The 23,823-nt window shown below is 38.0% G+C and carries 18 protein-coding genes, 1 tRNA gene and 1 pseudogene; 11 read left to right on the forward strand and 9 right to left on the reverse strand.

Going from position 1 to position 23,823, the window contains the following annotated elements; translation table 11 throughout:
• Nucleotides 1–167 precede the first annotated feature (167 nt).
• The 5 genes from EA365_13295 to EA365_13315 are packed head-to-tail and all read right to left on the reverse strand — an operon-like array spanning nucleotide 168 to nucleotide 6,972.
• On the reverse strand, nucleotides 168–1,157 hold the full coding sequence (locus EA365_13295; GenBank protein ID TVQ43050.1) for a hypothetical protein: 990 nt from the start codon (nucleotides 1,155–1,157) through the stop codon (nucleotides 168–170).
• Between the two features lie 3 nt (nucleotides 1,158–1,160).
• Complete coding sequence (locus EA365_13300; GenBank protein ID TVQ43051.1) at nucleotides 1,161–1,910, reverse strand: peptidylprolyl isomerase; 750 nt, start codon at nucleotides 1,908–1,910, stop codon at nucleotides 1,161–1,163.
• Nucleotides 1,911–1,914: 4 nt separating this feature from the next.
• On the reverse strand, nucleotides 1,915–3,414 hold the full coding sequence (locus EA365_13305; GenBank protein ID TVQ43052.1) for an HlyD family efflux transporter periplasmic adaptor subunit: 1,500 nt from the start codon (nucleotides 3,412–3,414) through the stop codon (nucleotides 1,915–1,917).
• A 14-nt stretch (nucleotides 3,415–3,428) separates the two neighbouring features.
• A complete protein-coding gene (locus EA365_13310; protein TVQ43053.1) occupies nucleotides 3,429–6,404 on the reverse strand; it encodes an ATP-binding cassette domain-containing protein in 2,976 nt (991 codons plus the stop codon).
• Nucleotides 6,405–6,423: 19 nt separating this feature from the next.
• Nucleotides 6,424–6,972 carry a helix-turn-helix domain-containing protein gene (locus EA365_13315; GenBank protein ID TVQ43096.1) on the reverse strand — a complete coding sequence of 183 codons (549 nt, stop codon included), beginning with the start codon at nucleotides 6,970–6,972 and terminating at the stop codon, nucleotides 6,424–6,426.
• Nucleotides 6,973–7,381: 409 nt separating this feature from the next.
• On the opposite strand from EA365_13315, the gene EA365_13320 reads away from it, so the two are divergent.
• On the forward strand, nucleotides 7,382–7,684 hold the full coding sequence (locus EA365_13320) for a hypothetical protein (protein ID TVQ43054.1): 303 nt from the start codon (nucleotides 7,382–7,384) through the stop codon (nucleotides 7,682–7,684).
• 49 nt (nucleotides 7,685–7,733) lie between these two features.
• Here the strand turns inward: EA365_13320 and EA365_13325 are convergent, their stop codons facing one another.
• Nucleotides 7,734–8,396, reverse strand: a complete 663-nt coding sequence (locus EA365_13325) for a class I SAM-dependent methyltransferase (protein ID TVQ43055.1) — start codon at nucleotides 8,394–8,396, stop codon at nucleotides 7,734–7,736.
• An 84-nt stretch (nucleotides 8,397–8,480) separates the two neighbouring features.
• Here EA365_13325 and EA365_13330 point away from each other — a divergent pair.
• The 3 genes and pseudogenes from EA365_13330 to EA365_13340 all read left to right on the forward strand — a co-directional run bounded on the left by EA365_13330 (nucleotide 8,481) and on the right by EA365_13340 (nucleotide 11,096).
• Nucleotides 8,481–9,959 (forward strand): annotated as a pseudogene (locus EA365_13330) (alpha-amylase).
• A gap of 194 nt (nucleotides 9,960–10,153) precedes the next feature.
• Nucleotides 10,154–10,226 (forward strand) — tRNA-Ala (locus EA365_13335).
• 186 nt (nucleotides 10,227–10,412) lie between these two features.
• Nucleotides 10,413–11,096 (forward strand): DUF3120 domain-containing protein, encoded by a 684-nt coding sequence (locus EA365_13340; GenBank protein TVQ43097.1) that lies wholly within the window; start codon nucleotides 10,413–10,415, stop codon nucleotides 11,094–11,096.
• Here the strand turns inward: EA365_13340 and lipB are convergent.
• Nucleotides 11,067–11,723: a lipoyl(octanoyl) transferase gene (lipB, locus tag EA365_13345; GenBank protein TVQ43056.1), complete on the reverse strand. Its 657-nt coding sequence runs from the start codon at nucleotides 11,721–11,723 to the stop codon at nucleotides 11,067–11,069. The two genes, EA365_13340 and lipB, sit on opposite strands and share 30 nt — an antisense overlap.
• Nucleotides 11,724–11,897: 174 nt before the next feature.
• Between lipB and raiA the strand changes: the two genes are divergently transcribed.
• Nucleotides 11,898–12,494, forward strand: a complete 597-nt coding sequence (raiA, locus tag EA365_13350) for a ribosome-associated translation inhibitor RaiA (GenBank protein ID TVQ43057.1) — start codon at nucleotides 11,898–11,900, stop codon at nucleotides 12,492–12,494.
• Here the strand turns inward: raiA and cobN are convergent.
• Nucleotides 12,488–16,096, reverse strand: a complete 3,609-nt coding sequence (cobN, locus tag EA365_13355) for a cobaltochelatase subunit CobN (GenBank protein TVQ43098.1) — start codon at nucleotides 16,094–16,096, stop codon at nucleotides 12,488–12,490. The two genes, raiA and cobN, sit on opposite strands and share 7 nt — an antisense overlap.
• 118 nt (nucleotides 16,097–16,214) lie before the next feature.
• Here cobN and EA365_13360 point away from each other — a divergent pair, with 118 nt between their 5' ends.
• Both EA365_13360 and EA365_13365 read left to right on the forward strand, forming a co-directional pair.
• Complete coding sequence (locus EA365_13360; GenBank protein ID TVQ43058.1) at nucleotides 16,215–18,491, forward strand: hybrid sensor histidine kinase/response regulator; 2,277 nt, start codon at nucleotides 16,215–16,217, stop codon at nucleotides 18,489–18,491.
• A gap of 4 nt (nucleotides 18,492–18,495) precedes the next feature.
• On the forward strand, nucleotides 18,496–19,158 hold the full coding sequence (locus EA365_13365) for an N-acetylmannosamine-6-phosphate 2-epimerase (protein ID TVQ43099.1): 663 nt from the start codon (nucleotides 18,496–18,498) through the stop codon (nucleotides 19,156–19,158).
• A gap of 207 nt (nucleotides 19,159–19,365) precedes the next feature.
• On the opposite strand, the gene EA365_13370 is transcribed toward EA365_13365, so the two are convergent.
• Nucleotides 19,366–20,436, reverse strand: coding sequence for a glycosyltransferase family 1 protein (locus tag EA365_13370; protein ID TVQ43059.1), 1,071 nt, complete (start codon nucleotides 20,434–20,436; stop codon nucleotides 19,366–19,368).
• Nucleotides 20,437–20,446: 10 nt separating this feature from the next.
• Here EA365_13370 and EA365_13375 point away from each other — a divergent pair, with 10 nt between their 5' ends.
• From EA365_13375 to EA365_13390, 4 genes are all read left to right on the forward strand, one after another.
• A complete protein-coding gene (locus EA365_13375) occupies nucleotides 20,447–21,028 on the forward strand; it encodes a dCTP deaminase (protein TVQ43060.1) in 582 nt (193 codons plus the stop codon).
• Nucleotides 21,025–21,753, forward strand: coding sequence for an FAD-dependent thymidylate synthase (gene thyX, locus EA365_13380; GenBank protein ID TVQ43061.1), 729 nt, complete (start codon nucleotides 21,025–21,027; stop codon nucleotides 21,751–21,753). The genes EA365_13375 and thyX overlap by 4 nt, the downstream gene beginning before the upstream one ends.
• 1 nt (nucleotide 21,754) lies before the next feature.
• Nucleotides 21,755–22,489, forward strand: coding sequence for a dienelactone hydrolase family protein (locus EA365_13385; protein TVQ43100.1), 735 nt, complete (start codon nucleotides 21,755–21,757; stop codon nucleotides 22,487–22,489).
• Between the two features lie 90 nt (nucleotides 22,490–22,579).
• Complete coding sequence (locus EA365_13390; GenBank protein TVQ43062.1) at nucleotides 22,580–23,749, forward strand: citrate synthase; 1,170 nt, start codon at nucleotides 22,580–22,582, stop codon at nucleotides 23,747–23,749.
• The last annotated feature ends 74 nt before the right edge of the window (nucleotides 23,750–23,823 follow it).

Genomic DNA, 23,823 nt, shown 5'->3' on the forward strand with positions numbered 1-23,823 from the left:
TCTTCCTTGTCTCACCTTCGCCAGAATCTCATTGTCAAAAACCTACACCTGTGAGGAGGGGGAGAGGGGGAGTGTGGGGAGAGGGAGAAAGGAATACCGTTCCACCGTTCCACCGAAACCCTTTCCTCACGTTGATATTATTCCATAAAGGAGTCTTGGTAGCGACTCTACTTATTGTTAATCCTTTTTCTTATAATTAGAATCAAGCAAGCAAAAACTATCCCTAAACTAGGAGATGGTTCAGAAACAACAATATGATCATTTGAACTAGTAAGGGAACTAGAAGTATAAGCTATAATAGTTAAATTAGTTGGTTGCTCAGGGAAATATTTTAATGCTCCTTTGACTTGTTGACTAGATATCTCGTCAATTGCAAAATAAGGACTACTATTTCCTAATATTTCTAAAGACTCAGATCCTGGGGTTATTGCTAATAAACCTACATTGATTTCGGGGTGATTGGAACTGATCATAGGTTTAGTATTTAAGGAAAAAGATATAATTTGGTTAACGAGACTAGCTCCAATTGGTAAGGTATAAAAATAAATAACAATGGTTTCTCGGGAATAGGGAACTTGACTAGTAAACTGTGAATTAATTAAGCTAGTAAATTCAAAAAAAAACACTTCCTCTTGAGGGATAAAAAAGCTCATTTGCCAACCCGATTGACCTACAATTGAACTTACAGCCACTGGATTCTCTGCTAGTTTATATTGCAATTGAGAAGTTAAATTAGCCGATAATAGTTGTCGATTTTCACTTAAAATAATCTGGCTTGTTCCTGTCACTTCACCATTGATAAAATCAAGGTCTAAAGGTAAAAAAGTACTAACACCATTAGGAAGAAGTTGCTCAACAACAGGAAGATTAATCGCGTCAGGATGAGGAATAAACGTTGGTCCTGTTACAAATTGAGGATCTGATGCACCAAAAAAGGTTTGCTCAGTGGTAGAAATTAAAGCAAAAGCCGAGCTAAAAACAGAGGATTCTTGGAGTTTATGGCTAAAACTATTAGCCTCTAGTGAGCTACTAGAGTTCACAAAAGTTGCAGCTTGACTAGAAGCAATAGTTAGATAAAGAAAACTGAAAGAAACACTAAGACATAATATTACTGGTTGAGTTAATTGTGCAAAAAAAAACACTACAGGTAACCCCAAAGACTAATCATGGTTGTGATCAAGTTCGGGGGTGACGACTTCGATCATGGTCATCTCCTGTCGCAACCAATTGCTAAATAACCTATTGAGAATTTGAATTCTCAACGAATCATTTAACACTGGTTGAATAATTTCCTCAACATAGATTAATAATACTCCAGTAGGAGTAATAATTGGTCTGAGAACTTGTGGTGGTTGAGCAGCAAAAATGGCTGAACTAACTTCTGGTCTTAGGTTTTCGCGACTAACAATACCTTTATAACCACCTAGACGTCGTAGTTGGGGGTCAGAAATATATTGATGTGCTACTTGATTAAAAGTCAGTTCATTCTCAGTGATCGAATAATACAAATCTAAAGCTAGATCATGATCATCTAAGAACACCTCATAAATAACCGCACCGATAAAATCCTGTTGATGTTGGTAAAAAAAAGGTTCAACTTGCTCAGAAAATAAATGTTCTCTGAGTTTTTCCGCAGTAATCTGAAAGCGAATTAATTCCTCAAAATCTTCAGGAGAAATATAGTTTTCTTCCAGCCAAGATAAAGTATCTTCGGTTTTATAGAGTTTTTTAGCAATTCGCAGGCGATCGCAACCTTGTTGTAATTCTTGTTCACTAACTTGAATTTCTAATTCTTGAGCTTTAGTCATGACAATTTCCTGTTTAACAACGTCTTCAATTAGAGAAGAAATGCTTAAAGACAGTTGTAGATACTTAATAATTTTCTTGTTGGGGATGAGAATAATTGACATATTTTTAGAGTTCCAGACCAGTATTTTGTAATTTTTGAAAAGGCTCAAGAATAAAATCCATAACAGAACGTTGACGCACAACAATTTCTGCTGTCGCAGTTTGACCAGGGGTGAGGACTATTTGACCATTTTTATGGTTAATGTAGGGATGATCAATAACTATTTCTAGCTCAAAAACCTTGACTGTACCTTGAATTGTTTCTTGAATTTTTGAAGTAGGAGCAATCCAGCTAACCTCTCCTTCTACTACTCCATAATCTTGAAAAGGATAAGCATCAAATTTTAATTTGACAGTTTGTCCTAACTTAATAAAGCCACTATCAGCAGCTGGTATTTCAGCCCTAAGAATCAAAGGACTATTTTGAGGAGCAATACTCGCAAATAATTCCCCAGTTTGAATGACAGAGCCTGGTTCTTTAACGGGTAAATTAAAAATTACTCCCTCTATAGGTGAGCGAAAAATATATTGTTCTAGTTGTTTTTCTAGAGAAAATATATTAGCTTTGGTTTCGTCAATATTAGCCCTAAGACTAGTTAAATCTCCTTCGGTTTTTTTGATTTGTTCAGTAATTTTAGCTAAAGCCAATTGATTAGCATAAATAAGACTTTGATAACTTTGTTGTTCTTGGGCTAAAATCAGACGAGCTTCTTCAATTTTGGCTGTAGCTTCTTGCTCCATGATTTGATAGCTATTTTCTTGTTCTTTGTAGTAAATTTCTGCTTGTTCTACCTCTAATTTAGTTTGTTCTACTTCCTGTTGTCTTTCTTTTTCAGACTGGATAGTATCTTGTAAATGTTCAAATGGTAAAACTCCATTATCGAAAGCTTCTTGATAACGGGGAATTTTTTCTTGAGCTGTTTCTAATCTAATTAAAGCTGATTGATAGTTAGTGAGTTTAACTTCTACAGCGTTTCTAGCTTGTTGTAGTTGCTTCTCTCTTTCTAGTTTAGCTAATTCAAAGTTAGCGATTAAAGAATCTATTTGTTCTTGTGCTTGTTGAAGTTTTGTTTGTTTTTCTAATTCTTGAGCTTGGTTTTGTTGTACTTGAGTTTGATAAGTAATCTGCAGTTGATTCTGAAGATTGACTAATTGTAAAAATTGTTCGTTTTGGCTCTGTAATTTTTGCTGAGTTTTAGCCAAATCGTTATTAAGTAAATCCCTATCACATTCACCTAGGATTTGATTAAAACTAACGTATTCTCCCTCTTGTTTAGGAATAGAAACTAAAGTACAGACAATGGGAGAATCTAGTTCAATCGGTCTATTTTTAGGTTCAAGTCTGCCTTGGGCTGTACCTGTTTCATCTACTTTAGCTAGCATAGCCCAAGGGACAAGAATACTAGTAAAGAGGATAAAAGCATACAATAAACCTCTTGTCCAGGGACGTGGTAAACCTTCTAAAAACTCTAGAGTACTATCAGACCAAATCTCTCTTGTAGGCTCTGATACTAGAGAAGAAGTATCTGGAGCTTTCTTTGGGGAATTAACTATTTCAGAAGTCATGATTAAATCACCTTTTAAACGTTAGCGAGTTGTCTTTGATAGAGATGGAAATAAATACCCTGTTTGCTCATTAATTCCCCATGAGTGCCTTGTTCAGCTAAAATACCTTCATTGAGAACCAAAATGAGATTAGCGTGGCGTATAGTTGAGAGACGATGAGCAATAATAATGGTGGTATGATGTTCGCGAATTTTCTCTAAATTGACTTGAATGACTGCTTCTGATTCCGCGTCTAAATGACTAGTAGCTTCATCAAAAATTAGTACGGGAGGATTTCCTAACAAAGCACGAGCGATGGCAATTCTCTGACGTTGTCCACCTGATAATAAGCCACCACTTTCACCAATATTAGTGTCATAACCTTGTGGTAATTTTTTGATAAAAGAATGTGCTCCCGCTTTAGTAGCGGCTTCTATAATCTCAGCATGAGTGGCTTCAGGACGTCCGAGAGCGATATTTTCTTCAATAGTACTACCAAAGAGAAAAGTATCTTGGTCAACCACTCCTATATGTTGACGTAGAGATTGTAAGGCTATTTCCTGAAGATCATAACCATCAATCAAGATTTTCCCTTTCGTTGGAGAATATAGCCCTAGGATTAACTTAGCGATCGTACTTTTTCCTGAGCCACTGTAACCAACCAAGGCGACGGTTTGACCTGGTTTAATCTCAAAGTTAATATTTTCGAGAACATTAAACTTATTTTCCAGGTGATAGCGAAAGGTTACCTGTTCAAAGCGAATATGACCTTGAATCGAGGGTAAATTCTGACGAGATTGATTTTCTAGATCTTGTTCGGGATCAGTATCAAAAATATCATTGATTCTTTCTACCGCAATAGTCACCTCTTGGAACTCATTCCATAATCCTGATAATCGCTGAAAAGGACTAATCACATTACCTACTAGCATATTGAAAGCCACTAACTGTCCAATAGTCATCTCATTTTGAATTACTAACCAAGCTCCATAGGAGAGTAAAGCGGTGGTTGAGAAGGTTTGTAAAGCTCCACTGAGTATTTGCAGTTTGTTGCCAATGATTTGAGAGTCAAACCGTTTTTTGACCAGTTTGTTTAATAGTTTTTCCCATTCCCAACGCACTGTATGTTCAACAGCCATTGATTTAATGGTGCGAATTCCTGTCAAAACTTGGATGAGATAACTACTCTCAGCTGCTCCTGCTTTAAACATTTGACGTGATATGTTTTTCAGTATGGGAGTAGCTAACAAAGTTAGTAAGACTAAAGGGGGAACAGTCATTAACACTAGTAATGAGAGTTTAGCACTGTACCAAAACATCACCGCGATATAGACAAACACGGTAAGTAAATCCAGGATAATTGAAAGGGTTTCTCCTGTGAGAAAGCGTTGAATTTTAGTATTTTCTTGTACCCTAGCGATGATATCTCCTACGTAACGGGATTCAAAAAAGGATAAGGGGAGACGAAGGGTGTGACGAATAAAACCAACGATCAACGCTACGTCTAAACGATTGGCGGTATGTTCTAACAGATATTGGCGTAAACCACTCATGATTACCTTAAATAAGCCAAAAATCAGTAATCCTGAGCCTATTGCTACTAAGGTACTAGTACTCCGCTGCACTACGACTCGGTCCAATAGTAATTGCGTAAAAACAGGAGTGATTAAGCCAAATAACTGTATAAACAACGAAGCAATAAATATCTCTGTTAAGATCCACCAATGGGGTTTGAGTAAGGTAAAAAATCGCCACAAAGATGATTTATCATTAACTGTTTTCTCTAGCTTGAGGGTAGGTTCAAGTAATAATACGTAACCAGTCCAACCCGCTTGAAACTCTTTATAACTCAGGACTCGTTGTCCTTGAGCGGGATCGCCAATAATTACTTTTTTAGGGGTAATTTCATAGACGACTAGATAATGATTTCCCTCCCAATGGGCGATCGCAGGTAGTGTTTGTTCTGCTAATTTATCTAGGGTAGCTTGTCGTGGTTTAGTTGTAAAACCAATACCTTCTGCTGCTCTAGCTAAACTCCCCAAAGATGCTCCTTCTCTACCGACGTTGGTCATATCCCTGAGACGATTGAGGCTAAATTGTTTACCATAGTAACGACTCACCATGACTAAACAAGCTGCCCCACAATCTGTAATACTCTGTTGATAGTAAATGGGATATTTTTTAAAGGTTTTTTGCCACCAATGAGCTAGTTTTTGCTTAGAGAGAGGAAAATAATCCTTAACTGTTGCTTGGGAAGATGGTTGACGAATTGTAACAGGTTTGGGTACTTGATGAGGAATTGTTCCTAGTGATGGTATGATAGTTAAGGCTTTAAGCCAATTTGTTTGATTTAATGTATATAACTCAGTGAAAGTTTTAACGCGCCAATGTTCAGTATTTGGTGAAGGGATCTCAATCATTCCCCCTGTTAATCTCTTTCCTGAGTTATTTTCTAATTCTCCTTGACGGATTAACCAAAAAGCCGATTTTTTCTGTAACTGTGCTGATACATCACCTTCAACCAGTGTATGTCGCTCTAATAAGGGGACAATTTCCTTGAGTTGTAATTTTTGTTGATGATCAAGCTGAACTACTCTACACCAAAGAATCAATAAATCTTTCAACATTGCTTGTTGATGGAGATTTTTACTAATCTGAGGATATTTCGCTATCAAGGTTTCTAGTAAATCTGCTCCGAGATAATATAACTTTAATCTACTAGAGGCTTTGACTGAATAGTCTTGAAAATTATCTTCTCTAAACAGACTTGCTTCACCAAAACAAGAACCAGGTTTCAAGGTTAATAATAGGTTATCACCATCAAAAAGAATCCTAGCTTGACCTTCAACTATAATGAATAGTCCTGTTTGAGGATTAGATGAGTTCCAACATAATTGATAAGGGGTTGGTTCTAGGGTTTCAATCTTAGTTAAACATTGCTCATAGTCTATAGGTGACAGTTGAAACCCAAATAATTCAGACAAGTCTTTGAGAGACAGTAAAGATGGCATCATAACTGTTGTTCAATCCTTAATTGATTTCTAAATCTCTAATCACTATTCCACCAGGAGTACAAATACTTGGGGGAGGAGTGACATGATTGTCTTTTAAAGATAAATTCAGGCTTTTTAACAAACGATTAAGATGACGAGGAGAGATCTCAATAGCAAATTCTTGAGCTAAATGTTTACTTAGAGATTGTCCCGTCCAACGATTAAAAGAATAGCCATAGTTTTTCGGACCATTAGCTATTAATTCCGTCAAACGAGCTAAGTAAGCTTCATTGACTTTTCTGGGACGACCGATTAATCTTTCACCCCAAAGATGGGCTAAACCTATTCTTGCCATTGTCATCCAATAGCGAGCGGTATCGGGAGCACATTGTAAAGTCTTACATATAGTTGTTTGAGCAAATCCTTCATCAGCTAAAAGCATTATTTCAATTCTTTGACGATATGCTTTACGATGCTCTTTTTTAAGGCTTTCTTTAAGAAAATTTCGTTGAAAATCCGTTAAATACTTGCCATTAATCGATGGATATCTATTTCTCTTGCCCGTATCTTGATTATCCTGAGACATCTTCTCATCACAAGCTTTTTGTAACATCATGATATTAATACCATTTAATTGTTTTGCTAGGCATGTAACTGTATTGTAAAGAGAAAATAATTTAATGTCAACTAGATTAAAATTAAGTTTTGCTACAAATAAAAAAAAGACATAAAACTAGTTATTGTGTCTAAAAAATAGCCCTTATTTGCTAAACCAATAGTAATAATATGACATAGAAAAATAACAAGAGTTAACACCTAAACCCTAACTCAACAAGATTGTTTTATTTTCTATTACCTCTAATTTAGAGACATAATTAAAGTGTTTTAGCGAAAAAAAGATTGATTTACTACTTGACAGCTCAAGATGAAAAATATAAAGTTGAACTGTGAGAAATCACCTTAGTTTTCCTGAACAAATTTAGGAGTTTAAATCAATGACTATTGCAATTAGAAATATCGAAGTTAGTTATATCACCGAAGTAGAAAACACTTCTGCTATTATTGGTGGAGCTTTAATCGAAAACTTTGTTGGCTTTGCTAACCCCATGACCTCTATCGTTTTCACTCCTGTTGGTGGTAACTATCCCAACGTATTAGAAGCGTTAGAATTATCTATCGACTATGCAGGTCGCAATGGTTTTGTTAGTGAAGTTTTACATGGTGGTAGTTTTGGTTTCTTAGCTACACAAGCTGCTTTCATTCCTTTAAGTCTCTTACAACAAGCAGCTGGAGCATAGACCGATTACTTAGCTTTGCGTCATTAGAATAGTTAAATAATGAAAATTTTCAACAGGATCTAGTATCCTGTTTTTTTATTGAGTTAGGTTTTTGATAGACAATACGAACAAGAGAAGGAAACTTAATTTCTGTGGTTTTAGCTAAACCTAGGCTTTCTAATCGTTGTAATTCACTTTCAGACATAGCCCAAGGAGGACCAGATCTAGGTTGATTTTCTGCCCTAAAATTAGTTACCAATAACAACAACCCTCCTGGTTTAATTAAATTGGCGATCGCCTCTAAGACTTGGTCTCTAATTTCGATGGGGAGAGATTGAATAGTGCGCACTTCTACCACCAAATCAAACTGATGACGCCAATTCAGAGGTAAATCTAGTAAATCAGCTACCTGATAGTTAACCTCAGAAGCAGGAAAACGTTGACGACACCAAGTTATAGCTGTAGAGGAGACATCAAAAGCTGTCACCGTGAAACCAACTTGAGATAACACTTCACAATCATCACCTAACCCACAACCAATCACTAAAGCTTGTTTACCCCTACCATCGGGTTTAGCTTCATTCAACCAATCTACTAATAGGGGATGGGGGGTCAAATTTGCCCAGGGAATTTGTCGGGGATCTTGATTAGCTTGTTGATAAACCGACTCAAACCAAGCGCTAGGTTTCCCCTCTGCTAATGCTTTATTGACTAACTTTTCTATTTCAGACATAAATTAAGTATCTATACTGATGACATTTTTAAGGATTTATTATCTAAATCATAATATCATTTTAAGGCAACAGGAAATAATTGTATGTCTCAAGTTAATGGCGTCATGATGCAGTATTTTCACTGGTATAATCCAGCTGATGGGCAATTATGGCAACAAGTAGCTAAAAATGCAGCGGATTTAGCTAAAGTGGGGATTACTGCTTTATGATTACCTCCTGCCTATAAAGGCAATGGAGGTGGTTATGATGTAGGTTATGGGGTATATGATTTATTCGATTTAGGAGAATTCGACCAAAAAGGCTCAGTCAGAACCAAATATGGTACAAAAGATGAATATCTCAACGCCATTAAAACCCTACACGATCATAATATCAAAGTTTACGCTGATACAGTACTCAATCACAAAATGGGTGGAGACGCTACAGAAGAAGCCAAAGCTACACCCTATCCCCAGGACGATCGCCTCAATCCTATAGGAGATTTAGAAGACGTCAAGGTATATACTCATTTTTATTTTCCTGGACGTCAAGGTAAATATTCTAATTTTGAATGGCATTGGTGGCATTTTGACGGGGTAGATTATAATGATTATCATCCCTCAAGACAAAATGTGGTTTATCTTTTTGAAGGTAAACAATTTGACGATTATATTGCCCTAGAAAATGGTAACTTCGCCTACTTAATGGGAGCAGATTTAGACTTTGAGAATGAGTGGGTAAGAGGAGAATTAACCCACTGGGGTAAATGGTATCTTGATACCACAGGAGCAGATGGTTTCCGTTTAGACGCACTTAAGCATATTTCTGCTTGGTTTTTCCCCCAATGGTTAGACGAGATGGAAAAACACGCGGGTAGAGACTTATTTGTAGTCGGGGAATATTGGTCACCAGATTTAGAGAGTCTCCACTGGTATCTAGACTCCATGGGAGACAGAATGTCTTTGTTTGACGTCACCCTCCACTATAACTTTCACTACGCTAGTAAAGCAGGTGGTAACTTTGACATGAGAAATATACTCAAAGGTACATTAATGGAGCAGAGACCATATCACGCCGTAACCTTTGTCGAAAATCATGACTCTCAACCCTTACAAGCTTTAGAATCGGTAGTTGATCCTTGGTTTAAACCCCTAGCTTACGCCATTATTCTGCTCAGAGCCGAAGGTTACCCCTGTATCTTCTATCCCGATTACTACGGTGCTGACTACGAAGACTACGGTAAAGACGGGAATAAATACCATATTCATTTACCCTCCCATCGTGAGATTATCGATAAATTCCTCTATGCACGCCATAATTACGGCTATGGACCTCAATACGACTACTTTGATCATTGGAATCGTGTTGGTTGGACTCGTTTAGGAGATGAAGAACATCCCAAGGCTATGGCAGTATTACTAAGTGATGGACCAGGTGGCACTAAATGGATGGAGGTGGGTAAACCCAATACTAAATTTATTGACCTGACCGAACATATCACCGAACCTATCTATACTAATGATCAGGGCTGGGGTGAATTTGCTTGTAAGGGTGGCTCTGTGTCCGTTTGGGTTGAAGCTTAATATTTAAGGTGAGTTCGAGGAGTTAATTAACTGATCGAACTTCTTTCCTCCGATTGTCGAGCTTGACAAATTACAAAAGTTTGCCTTACAATCTTAAACAATGGGAATGTTATCTCAAGATAATACGCACAACCCAATGAAGTTAGAAGCTTTTAGCTTGGGCTTTCACCGACAGCTAAGATTACTTCACAAAAGGGGTTATAGCTCAGTTGGTAGAGCACCTCAATGGCATTGAGGGGGTCAGCGGTTCGAATCCGCTTAGCTCCATAAATCGTCAAAAATATCTCTAGTAAGCTTTTCAGCGATTAGGGCAGGAGTGCCTGTTGCCTCTTGCAAGAGTGCCTTTTTGGTAAGGAGGGAAAATCTGAGCAAATAAAATACCCCCAGGGGGGATTTTTGCTCGCGACTTATATTAAACTAAGTAAAGTTAAGTTAAGAATATTAAAAATAACCTTGATTAATCAGACCTTAATTAATAACCCTGTCAAGCTACTATTAAGATGGTGCTCAACCTGGTCAATGTTTTGGGGTGCAGGCTTTTTAGTCTCAGTACCCGTTTTTGTCCAAGCACCCTTAGTACGCTATTATCCCGAATTTACCCTGTTATTAACCTTGGGTTGGCTATGGTTAGCCCATTATCTCTATAGCAATCAACAGAATAAAATCTGGGGAGACTTGTTATTTGGCTTCAGTTGGAGTTGGTTAACAGGTTCAATTTATTGGGGATGGTTACGCTATGAACCCTTAGTTCATATTCCTATAGAATCATTGATGTTACCCTTAGCTTTGTGGTGTTTAGGGCGAGGAATAGGCAAAATTGGTAATTATTTCTACTTAGGTTCACTCTTAGGTACAGCTATCACCGATTTATACTTCTATATCAATGATTTAATCCCCTATTGGCGTCAAATTATGGTTACAGATACTGCTTTAGTTAGTCCTATTTTACAACAGGCGATCGCGCAGGTAGCCACTCCTTGGGGTATTAGTTGGGCGGTAGTTTTAGCCAATTTCCTTTTAGGAGTAAGTCTATGGGCTATGCAAAAAAACCAATTACACTGGTGGGCTTTTGCAGGAGCGGTTTTATGTACAATTCTGGTAGATGCTTTATTCTGGGTAGGTGCAGCTTTTGTCTAAACATACCTGGAAAACTTCAGCAAAGACTTGAGGTAAATCATCCCTGACTTGAGTTAGAGTTAATTCGGGTAAAAACTGAGTCAAACATCCTACGGGTTTATCGCTGATTCCACAGGGAATAATACGCCCAAAACCTGCTAAATCCGGATAAACGTTGACAGCAAAACCGTGCATAGTAATCCAACGTTTAACTTTAATACCAATAGCTGCTATTTTATAACCTTCAAGCCAAACTCCAGTAAACCCTGGTAAACGGTAGGCTTGAAGGTCATAGATTTTTAATAACTGAATAATGACTTCTTCGAGTTGACGTAAGTACCAGTGTAAATCTGTTTGATAATGGTGCAAATTCAGAATAGGATAACCCACTATTTGTCCTGGATAGTGATAGGTGACTTCTCCTCCTCTTTCAATACGATAAACTTGGTATTCACTCTGATTGAGGTCTTTTAAATAAGCTAAATTTGCACCTGTACCTAGAGTATATACGCAAGGATGTCCAAGTAACCAGAGAATATCAGTTAAATCCTGGTTGTCTAATCTAGCTTTAACTAGTTTTTGTTGTCGTTGCCAAGCGATTGGGTAAGGGATTAAATCATCTTGAATTAGTAAACATTTTTTTAGCATTATAAAGAGACATTAAGTATCAGATGTTTTCAACTATACATAGTGCTAATCTAGAAGATAAGAAGATCACTTAATGAGGAGAAAGGTTCAAGAACTAACTCAACCACACATCAACGAGATTCTCAACCAAAAACCCCAATTTTTTTTAAGTTAAATCTAAATGGAGTAGAAACTATGAAGCTTTTGATTCAGGGCAACAATATCGTCGTTACCGAAGCAATCCATGATTATGTCCAACAGAAGCTAGAAAGAGCAGTTAAACATTTTCACAGTCTTACTACTAAGGTAGATGTTCATCTATCAGTAGCACGTAATGAAAGAATCAGTGATAAACATAAAGCAGAAGTCACAGTTTATGCCAATGGTGCAGTTATTCGTGCTCAAGAAGGTAGTGAGAATCTATACGCTAGTATAGACCTAGTGGCTGATAAAATTGCACGTCAATTGCGTAAATACAAAGAAAGAAAACTAGAGAAGAAAACCCACGCTCAAGTTAAAGCAACCGATGTAGTCGCCGAAGATCCGGTAACAGATAATTTAATCGGCGATCGCACTCCTGAATTACCCTCAGAAGTGGTCAGAATGAAATATTTCAGTATGCCAGCAATGACTATAGAAGAAGCCTTAGAACAACTACAATTAGTTGACCACGACTTCTATATGTTCCGTAATAGCGCTACCGATGAAATCAACGTTATCTATATACGCAATCATGGTGGTTATGGTGTTATTCAACCTCGTAACGGTAGCAACGGCAACGGTAATCACTGAAAATTCTCAATGATCGCCTCTGCTTGGTGTAGGATAGCGCGTAAGCCATTAAGGGTTTTATCCTCAGCCAGAGTCCATAAACCCCTTTGTTGGGCTTCTAAGAGCCTTTCAGCGATATCTCTCAAAGCCCAGGGGTTATGCTCTTCTAAAAAAGCTTGCACCTGTGAGTCAAAGACATAAGCTTGAGCTACTCCTTCATAGAGATAGTCTTCCACACAACCAGTGGTAGCGTCATAGGCAAAGAGGTAATCTACCGTCGCTGACATCTCAAAAGCCCCTTTATAGCCATGACGCATCACCCCTTTGAGCCATTTAGGATTAACCACACGAGAGCGATAAACCTTGGTAATTTCTTCTTGTAATTTCTTAACCTTCGGCTGATGGGGTAGAGAATTATCCCCAAAATAAACCTCGGGATTCTTACCAGTTATTGCTTTTACCGCTACGGTTAATCCCCCTTGGAACTGGTAATAATCGTCTGAATCCAATAAATCATGTTCCCGATTATCTTGATTGTGGAGCACTATATCTAGCTGTTTTAAACGCTCGGTAAACGCTTCTGGAGCAGCTGTAGCCTTGATGCCCTGGTTATAACTATAGGCATAACAACTCCAATTCAGATAAGCTCTGGCTAAATCCTGTTCAGATTCCCAATTTTGCGCCTCAATTAACCCTTGTAAACCCGCTCCATAAGCTCCAGGTTTTGACCCAAAAATCCGATAAAGCGATCGCCTGGCAGCTTCTGACTCACTTAAGCCCTCTTTTTGCCAGAACTCTTGCTCTGTCTTCACTTTAGCCGCTAAAGGATTTATTTCTTTTGCCTCATTTAAGCTTGACACAGCCTCAATTGCCTGATATAGTAAAATTAGTAAACTGGGGAAACAGTCGCGAAAAAAGCCAGAGACCCTGATTGTAACATCAACGCGAGGACGTCCTAAAGCTGACGGAGTAAGGATTTCAAAATCTACAACTCTTCCGTTAATTCCCTCCCAAATGGGGCGAACTCCGAGTAAAGCGAGGACCTCCGCGACATCATCTCCACCAGTACGCATGGTAGAAGTACCCCAAATAGAAATAGCTAAATGTTGGGGGTATTCTCCATGTTCTTGAGTATAACGTTCAATAACCGTCTCAGCAGCTTTTCTGCCTACATCCCAAGCGGTTTGGGTAGGAATAGTGCGAATATCCACGCTATAAAAATTACGACCAGTGGGCAGTACATCAGGTCTCCCGCGGGTAGGTGCGCCTGAAGGGCCACTGTCAACGAATTTACCCTCTAAACCTAGTAAGAGATTGGTTATTTCTTGTTCAGTTGCTGTTAGAGAAGGAAGTAAAGAAGACTTAATCCATTGTAAAACTAGGGCTGTTTTTGCACCAGGTACAGGGTTGAAGGGTTGTTGTTGCAATAATTGTGCTAACCAGATGGCAGCTTGATCCTCTAACTCGGCTACAACGGCACTAGGGATAAGGGGGTCACAATCTAAGCCTAAATCTTCAACCATAGCTTGGGTTAATCCAGGACGATTGCCACTAGGAAAACGTGCAATTGCCTGTAATAAATCCCGCAATTGTTCACCTTGAGGACAACGACCAAAGATATGTAAACCATCTCTAATTTGGGCTTCTTTCAATTCACACAGATAACCAGAAGCTTCGGTTAAAAATTGGTCAAGGGATTGAGAGAGATTTAATTCTTGATCGAGATGATATTCTTGGACTAAACTACGAATTTTCTCGGCTATGAGGGGTAATCTAGAAGGGTTTAAACTTTGGGTTTGATCATACTCATCGAGGAGTAATTCTAACTGTTGTAGAGGACCATATAATTGTGCACGAGTTAGAGGAGGGGTAAGATGGTCTATAATGACACCATGAGCACGTCTTTTAGCTTGAGAACCTTCACCTGGATCATTGACGATAAAAGGATAAAAATGGGGTAAAGTTCCTAAAGTAATTTCAGGATAACAGTTATTGCCTAAAGCGATACTTTTACCAGGTAGCCATTCTAAATTACCATGCTTACCTAAATGAATAATAGCATCAGCAGCAAAAACTTGCTTTAACCAGAAATAATAAGCCAAATAATGGTGAGTTGGTTCTAAATCTGGTGCATGATAATTAAGACTAGGATCTAAATCATAACCCCGAGAAGGTTGAATACCAATAAAAATATTACCCAATTGTCTCCCTGGAATCGGAATAGTTGCTTGAGTTAATTCACCCCAGCGATCGCTGATTTGTTGTTGTACTTGTTCAGGTAACCTAGTAAAATAAGCCAAATACTCTGATTGAGTGAGAAATTGATAGACTTGGCGCAACTCTCTACTTTCTGGATCATTAGTTACACCCCTGAGTAAAGCAGTCATCAACTCTTCTACGGTAGAGGGAAGTGAAGGAAGATAATAACCTTGTTGTTGTAAAGCTTCTAAAATAATCAAACAAGAAGCAGGAGTATCTAAACCCACACCATTAGCGATTCTACCATCACGATTAGGATAATTAGCTAGAATTATGGCTATTTTTCTTTCTTGGGGGGATTTAGCCCGTAATTTTAACCAATTATTCGTCAAATCAGCGATAAAATCTACCCTATCTTGAACAGGTTGATAGACGACGACTTCTGTTTCTAATTCTGGTTGCCAATTTTGTACTGATTTAAAAGAAATCGCCCTAGTAATAATCCTACCATCTATTTCAGGAAGAGCAACATTGATCGCCACATCTCGGGGATTTAAACCAGAAAAACCACTTTCCCACTCTTGATAAGTACTGCTACTGAGAATAACTTGGAATATCGGGACATTTAAACGTTGAGAGTATTTTTTTTCTGTGGAGAAACTAGTGGTATTCAAAATTAGTTGTACATCTGCTAAATACTCTAACAAAGGAATCTGTATCTCTGTATCCCGTAGAGAAGAGAGAAAAATAGCTACCACCGAGATACCTTTAGAGATAATAGATTCACAAAGACTATCTATAGGTAAAAGATTACCCGCTAAATAATGAGCGCGATAAAATAAGATAGCTACTTTATGATTAGAATTAGCCTCTAGACTACGATAAACCCCTATTTTCGGTACAACTTCAGGGGAAGGAGGATGATAGGTAGTCTTAAAGATATAATCAGTTAGATACTGTAAACCATTAGCAAAATTAATAACTCCACCTTCGACTAGATAACGCCAAAAGCGATTAACTATAGTTAAAGAAACCGTAGAATGACTGATTAACTCCCCATCTGGTTGATCATCTCCTGGTAAAACCAATAATTTAGCTTGGGTATTAGCAGCTATTTCCTTAACCACTTCTAAACCATAAGACCAGTAAGAGCGTCCCCCCAATAAACGCAGTATAATTATCTTAGCCTGGGATAACACTGTGTCTGCATAACTATCGATGCTAATCTGTTGTTGCAACCCTAAAAGATTAACCACTCGTAACTCAGGAAAATCAACAGGAAGTAAACTCAAACAACTAGCTAGAGTTTGAATATCGGTATCAGCCGCCGTTAGCATGACTATAGGTGCAGGAGTTTGTGTTACTATAACCACTCCCTCTCCCGAGGAATTATTACCACTTTGGATACTAGCGATTCTGTGCATAATGTAAAGAAATGTAAAGGGGATATCTTTAAAAAAAATAATAGAAACATCAGTTAGCCAATTTATGGGTGATGCTATAAGTAAGAGGGTTTTACCTGCATAAATAGCAGTAGCTACCATGTCTCAAACATCTATTTTAAGTCGAACTTTACCTAGAGAAAAATTTCAGCAATTATGTGATCTTTGGGATCAAATGCTAGAAAATGCTCAACAACAGGGTCAAAATGCTGTTTTAATCACAGAAGAAGATATTTTAACTCCCAATCCAGAAGATCAAGGAACTTTTGGACAAAAAGAACGCTTATCTATCTTAGTCTGTCAGGAGTTTAGCGCTTTTTTACTAGGTAATCCTCAAAATGATGATCTAGCCAACTGTCAAGTAACAATAACTCTCGAACCTAAAGCAATTGGTACTATTTTAGACCAACTCGAACAGCAGTTACGACATAATTCTGGATTGCGTCAACGTCTCAAAGAAATCAACCTCACTCAACTCAATTACGAGACCAATCTACATAACCAATTCATCGTACAGCTATTAGATATTTTAACTCCCCAAGGAAATCAAGACAATCAGACTCCTAGTGATTATCCTCGCTTTTTAAGTAATCAGGTTGATCAAGTCTTGCATCATCAACTCGAACAAGAAAGAATACTCAATCAAGTTAGCTTACAAATCAGTCAAAATCAAGATTGGTTAGTCATCGTCAAAAAAACCCTCGAACAAGTACAACGGTTATTAAAATTAGATCGTTTAGTGGTGTATCAGTTAGACGTAGAAATACCCTCAACCCTGATTGGAGAGAAAACTACTGTTGACACAGTAACCTATGAAGCAAAGTCTTCCCAAGAGATTGAGTCAATTTTATACTTTCAAGATGAATCCTGTTTCTCAGAAATGTTGGACTATAGAAATAAATATCGTCATGGTTTTAGTTTAGCTATAGATAATGTTGAGACAACTTCTCGTCTATCTCCTTGTTTAAAAACATTGATGGAAAAACTACAGGTCAAGGCTAAACTAGTTATACCCATTTTAGTACAAGACCAATTATGGGGATTTTTAATCGCACATCAGTGTCTTTCTCCGAGATGTTGGAAAGAAAACGAGATTCAATTTTTGCGTTATGTCGCGGATCATCTGGCGATCGCCATTTATCAAGACCAAAGTTACCAACAACTACAAGAACAAAAAAAACGTCTCGAATCTCAAGTAAATCAAAGGGCAAAAGAATTACAAGAAGCTTTATTAGCAGCCCAAATAGCCCATCAATCTAAAAGTGAATTTCTCGATAATATGAGTCATGAGTTACGTACTCCCCTAACCTGTGTAATTGGCTTGTCAAATACATTGCTACATTGGACGGGGGGAAAATCCCCCTTGACTCAAGAAAAACAACGACATTATCTAGAAATTATCCAAGAAAACGGTAAAAAACTACTGAATCTGATTAATGATTTATTAGACTTCTCCCAAGTAAACGCGGGTAAATCGGTATTGAATATCAAACAATTTTCCTTGCGTCATATTTGTCGTATGGTAGTGGATTATCTCGCCGAAAAAGCCAAAAATCAAAACGTTATCTTAGAATTAGACTTACAAGTTCATCTAGAAAGCGATCGCTTTTGGACAGATCCAGAAAGAGTAGAACAAATTTTATTACACTTACTCGATAATGGCATTAAATTTACCCAACCCCAAGGAAAAGTAATTCTCAGGGTATGGAGAGAAGAAGATCAAGCTATTTTTCAAATAGAAGATACCGGAATTGGTATCCCAGAGAATTCCCTACCCCAATTATTTGAAAACTTTCAACAGCTAGAAAGTGCTAGAGTACGTAGTTATAGTGGAACAGGATTAGGTTTAGCTTTTACTAAACAACTAGTAGAGTTATTAGGGGGTACTATTGAAGTAGAATCAAGTCTAGGACAAGGTTCATTGTTTACCGTTTGTTTACCCAATCAATTTAATTCTCTATCTCAAACATCTATGCAACATCCAGGAGGTTTATTCATCAATCAACAAAGAACTATAGTTTTAGTGGAACAAGACGATGAAATTGCTACACTAATCTGTGAATTGCTAACCGCAGCTGATTATCAGATTATCTGGTTAGTTGATAGTGCAACAGCAATAGAACAGATGGAAGTATTAGAACCATTTATGATTATTCTCAACCAGGATTTACCAGATATCTACGAAATTAGTCAACTATTAAAAAGCATACCCGCTTTATCTCTAGTCAAAATATTAGTTTTAAGCAATCAAATGGAAACAAAAGACTGGGAATACCTCTCTCGTCAGATTATTGATGATTATGTAGCTAAACCCATCGAAGCGGATTTATTTTTAGAGAAAATAAACACTTTAGCAGGTAATGTTCATGACACCTGAGTTAATAGCTTCCCTACAATCTAAGCTGATTGTATCCTGTCAAGCCCCTTCTGACTCACCCCTTCACCAACCCGAAATCATCGCGGCGATCGCCAAAACTTGTATACAACGAGGGGCGATCGGCGTCAGAATCGATACTCCTAGTCATATTCTCGCGGTTAAAAAGCTTTTACCAAATGTACCCGTGATTGGTTTATGGAAGCGTATTTATCCTAACTCCCCAGTTTATATTACCCCTACTCTAACAGAAGTTAAAGAGATAATCAGCGCAGGTGCAGATATTATCGCTATCGACGCAACCTCTAGACAACGTCCCCAGGAATCCTTAGCAGAATTGATTAACTATATCCATCAACAAGATAAACTAGCCATGGCTGATATTGACACTGTAGAAAACGCGATCGCCTCAGAAGAGTTAGGGGTTGATCTCATCGCTACCACTCTCTACGGTTATACAGAAGCAACCTGTGGATTAACCCCTCCAGGATTTTCTTTACTATCCACATTATCACAACGACTGATTACCCCCCTTATCTGTGAAGGAGGAATTAATTCCCCCATCATGGCTAAACAAGCTTTAAGCCTCGGTGCTTATAGTATAGTAATAGGTACAGCAATTACTGGTATTGACCAAAAAGTTACAGACTTTCTTAGCCATTCTTGTTAAAATGCTCCTATACTTAGTCCAACCCGAAAAATTGAGTAAAACAGCTACTGAAGCGATCGCTGCTTTTACTAATTACGATGTTAAGACTTTGTGGTGAAATAAAAAGCTAGCTGCGGAAGTTAAATCAGTTTATCTCAACGTGGTATGAGAGACATAGAAACACTTTAAATTTATAGATTAGCACAAGCCTTGAGTCCCTACTCACACTCAACCAAGTAAAACCCTAGCAGTAGTCTCTCCCGTTTTCGCCCAACTAAACTGACTAGCTTGTCTTAAACTTAACTTAGCTAAACGCGATCGCCTTTTCTCGTCAGTAGCTAATAACTCCATCGCTGCAGATACATCCTCCACCTGATAGGGATTAACTAAAATAGCTGCATCTTGGGTTATTTCTGGTAAAGAAGATAGATTAGAAGTAATAACTGGTGTACCACAAGCCATAGCCTCTACCACTGGTAACCCAAATCCTTCCCAAAGACTCGGAAAAACTAAAGCAGTAGCTTGATTAAATAATCTAGGTAACTCTGAATAAGGCGCATAATCGATAAATTTAACCCGAGAAGCTATATCTAAGGCGATCGCCAGTCGTTGCAATTGTGGTGTATAACGGCGATCAAACGGTCCTACTAACCAGAGTTCTTCCTGACAATTATCAGCTATTTTCGCAAAAGCACTCACCAACCGAGCCAAATTTTTATGTGGATCATGACGTCCTAAATAGATAAAATAGGGAATATCCAATGGGGGTAAATTCTCCAAAGGTTGAAAATGTTGCGCGTCATAACCAAGATGAATTGGGGTAATCCGCTGTGGATTTATGCCCCAAAACTCTTGTATATCTTCTGCCGTAGCTAAAGAATTACAGATAATATGTTCAGCATTTTTAACTACTCTAGGTATATAGTAACGAAAATAAGGAGTCAAAGGTGAAAACCAACGGGGAAAGCGTAAAGGTATCAAATCATGTACCATAACTATATAGGGAAGCTTTCTGGTAATTGGTGCTTCAGGAATCGGTGAAAATAGTAAAGAAGCCTTCTCCTGGTGATATATTCTCGGTAATTCCCTCTCTGTCCAAATTAATCGCCGCAAATGTCCCTTACTACCATGATTTGGTCCTAAATTATCAGCAATTAAACGACAATTATACCCCTGTTTGGCTTTCCCTACCAATAACGTAGGTTCTAATGGTTTTAAATAAGGTAGAATATTCAGGGCATAGTTGCTAATACCCGTTGGTTTATCTAGCAACATCCCTAGGTTAATTAATATTTTCATTTATAGACAAGTGATTAAAAACGATATATGGATCGCTAATATGGCTAAAGAAGGGATGATCACACCCTTTGAATCACAATTAATTCGTAAACTTGATAACTTACCAGTGATTTCCTACGGTTTAAGTAGCTATGGCTATGATATCCGTCTTTCTCCCTCAGAATTTCGTATTTTTAGACATATTCCCGGAACAGTAGTTGACCCTAAACATTTTAACCCAGAAAATCTCGAACCTACTCAACTCCATACTGACTCCAACGGTTCTTATTTTATCTTACCCGCTCATTCCTACGGTTTAGGAGTCGCCAAAGAAAAATTAAGCGTACCTGAAAATATTACTGTACTTTGTATAGGTAAAAGTACTTATGCACGCGTAGGGTTAATCGCCAATCTAACCCCCGCTGAAGCGGGATGGAGAGGACATCTTACGCTAGAATTTTCTAATTCTTCTAGTGCAGATTGTCGAATTTATGCTAACGAAGGTGTGGTACAATTGCTCTTTCTAGAAGGTGAACCCTGTAGCATTAGCTATCAAACTCGTCTAGGTAAATATCAAGATCAACCCGAAGAAGTTATCGTCTCTAGAGTATGAATAATCAAGTAACTTTATTAGGTTATTATGGCAGTGATCAAACCCACTGTCTTTCCGCTTGGCAATCTACTAACCTAGATTTAGGCGTAGAATTACCCGAAAAAGTACAAGATAGAATCGCCTTTTTATACAACGAAACCATTAAAAATAAACAAAAAAGTTCTGCTGAATTATTGCACTTTTTAGCAGAACATGAACACCATACACCATTTGAAAAAAGCTGTTTACACTTCCAAATCAGAGCAGATATCGCTAGTCATATTCATTTAATTAAACATAGAATAGCAGTTAGTATTAATAGTGAATCAGCTCGTTATAAAGAGTTAGAAGATAAATGGTATCTCCCTGAAGATTGGTTAAATTTACCCGTAGAAAACGAAGAATTACTCAAGCAAGAATTATTTAAAAATGCTAATAGTTGGCAAGATATTCTCAATAATTATACAGTCTTAGGACATAATTTATATCATTTAGCTTGTGAAGAATTAAGTCAAAAAATAGGGAGAAAAAGAGCCAAAGAAACAGCGAGATATTTCTTACCATATAACAAACAGTTAGACTTTGATGTTATGTTTAACTTTCGCAGTTTTATGCACTTTCAGAAATTAAGAAATAGTCCCCAAGCCCAAAAAGAAATAAAAGAAATAGCCAGTCAAATGTTATCATTAGTCAAAGAAATAGAAGGAAATCCCTTTCAAGAATCATTGCAAGCTTTTGGTTACTAAAATGGTAGAAATTAATACAAAAACAGTCCAAATCAAAAACGGTGATTTACGCATAGATGCTTATCTAGCCATACCCCAAACAGCAGAGAAATTACCAGCAGTAATCGTCATACAAGAAATCTTCGGGGTTAACAACCATATACAGGACGTAACCAGACGCATAGCCCAAGCAGGATACGTAGCGATCGCCCCTGCTATTTATCAACGTCTAGCCCCTGGATTAGCTCTAGGATATACACCAGAAGATATCACTATAGGCAAAGAATATAAAAATCAAACCCAAGCTACAGAACTAATCAGCGATATTCAAGCAACCATAGACTATCTCTATAGCTTACCCCAAGTCAAAACCACAGGAGTAGGAACGATTGGCTTCTGTTTTGGTGGTCACGTTACCTATCTAACCGCTACAATAGAAGCAATCAAAGCCACGGCGTCTTTTTATGGTGCAGGAATTACCACTTGGACACCTGGAGAAGGAGAACCTACCCTAAGCAAAACTAAAGATATCAAAGGTACTATATACACTTTTTTTGGCTTAGAAGACGCTTCGATACCAGTAGCAGAAGTAGATCAAATCCAACAGGAATTAGAAAAATATCAGATTCCTCACCAAGTATATCGTTATCCGAATGCAGATCACGGTTTTTTCTGTGACCAAAGGGCTAGTTATAATCAACAAGCAGCCGAAGACGCCTGGCAACAAGTATTAAAACTGTACGCTCAAGTATTATAATGAAGAGCGATCGCGGTTTTTAGTAGTCTAGGCTACTCTACATTATTCTTAGGTAAGTTAGCGTCAAAATATATCTATAGGTTAACAGATATGACAGTTTGCGAATATAGTCCAGGTTTAGAAGGTATTCCCGCTACAAAATCGAGTATTAGTTACGTCGATGGCAAAAACGGAATACTAGAATATAGAGGCATTGCGATCGAAGAATTAGCCGCAAAAAGTACCTTTTTAGAAACAGCCTACTTATTAATTTGGGGAAAATTACCAACTCAAGCAGAATTAACCGAGTTTGAAACAACCATACGTTATCATCGTCGGATTAAATACAGAATTCGGGACATGATGAAATGTTTCCCCGAAACAGGTCACCCCATGGATGCTTTACAAACATCAGCTGCAGCTTTAGGCTTATTCTACTCCCGTCGCGCCCTGGATAACCCCGTTTATATCAGAGAAGCGGTAGTCAGATTACTCGCCAAAATACCCACCATGGTAGCTGCATTTAAACAAATGCGCAAAGGAAACGATCCAGTGCAACCTAACGACGAGTTAGACTACTCAGCTAACTTCTTGTATATGCTAACAGAACGCGTTCCTGACCCCATAGAAGCCCATATCTTTGACATTTGTTTAACTCTCCACGCGGAACACACCATTAACGCTTCTACCTTCTCAGCCATGGTGACAGCTTCTACCCTAACAGACCCCTACGCGGTTATAGCCTCAGCTGTAGGCACTCTCGCCGGACCACTCCACGGTGGCGCTAACGAAGAAGTCTTAACTATGTTAGACGAAATAGGTTCAAAAGAAAATGTCCGTCCTTATATAGAAAAATGTATCGCCAATAAAGACAAAATTATGGGCTTTGGACATCGAGTTTATAAAGTTAAAGATCCTCGCGCTACAATCTTACAAAATCTCGCTGAACAACTCTTTGCTACTACAGGTGGTGAAGATGACTATTATCAGTTAGCAGTAGAAGTAGAAAAAGTAGTGGAAGAAAAACTCGGTAGCAAGGGTATTTATCCTAATGTTGATTTTTATTCCGGTTTGGTTTATCAAAAATTAGGTATCCCTAGAGACTTGTTTACTCCAGTCTTCGCGATCGCCCGCGTCGCAGGTTGGTTAGCCCACTGGAAAGAACAACTAGGAGTTAATCGCATCTTTCGTCCTACACAAATATACACGGGAGAACATAAGCTCAGTTATATTCCTATTGACGAGAGAATCTGCGACAGGGAACGCAACGGCGACAGCTAATATCAAGGGTTCGTAGGAAGTAGAAAGGAGTTATTCCTAATTCCTAATTCTTAATTTTTCCCTTATATCCCACG

It is taken from the genome of Gloeocapsa sp. DLM2.Bin57 (assembly GCA_007693955.1).
Taxonomy (GTDB): Bacteria; Cyanobacteriota; Cyanobacteriia; order Cyanobacteriales; family Gloeocapsaceae; genus Gloeocapsa.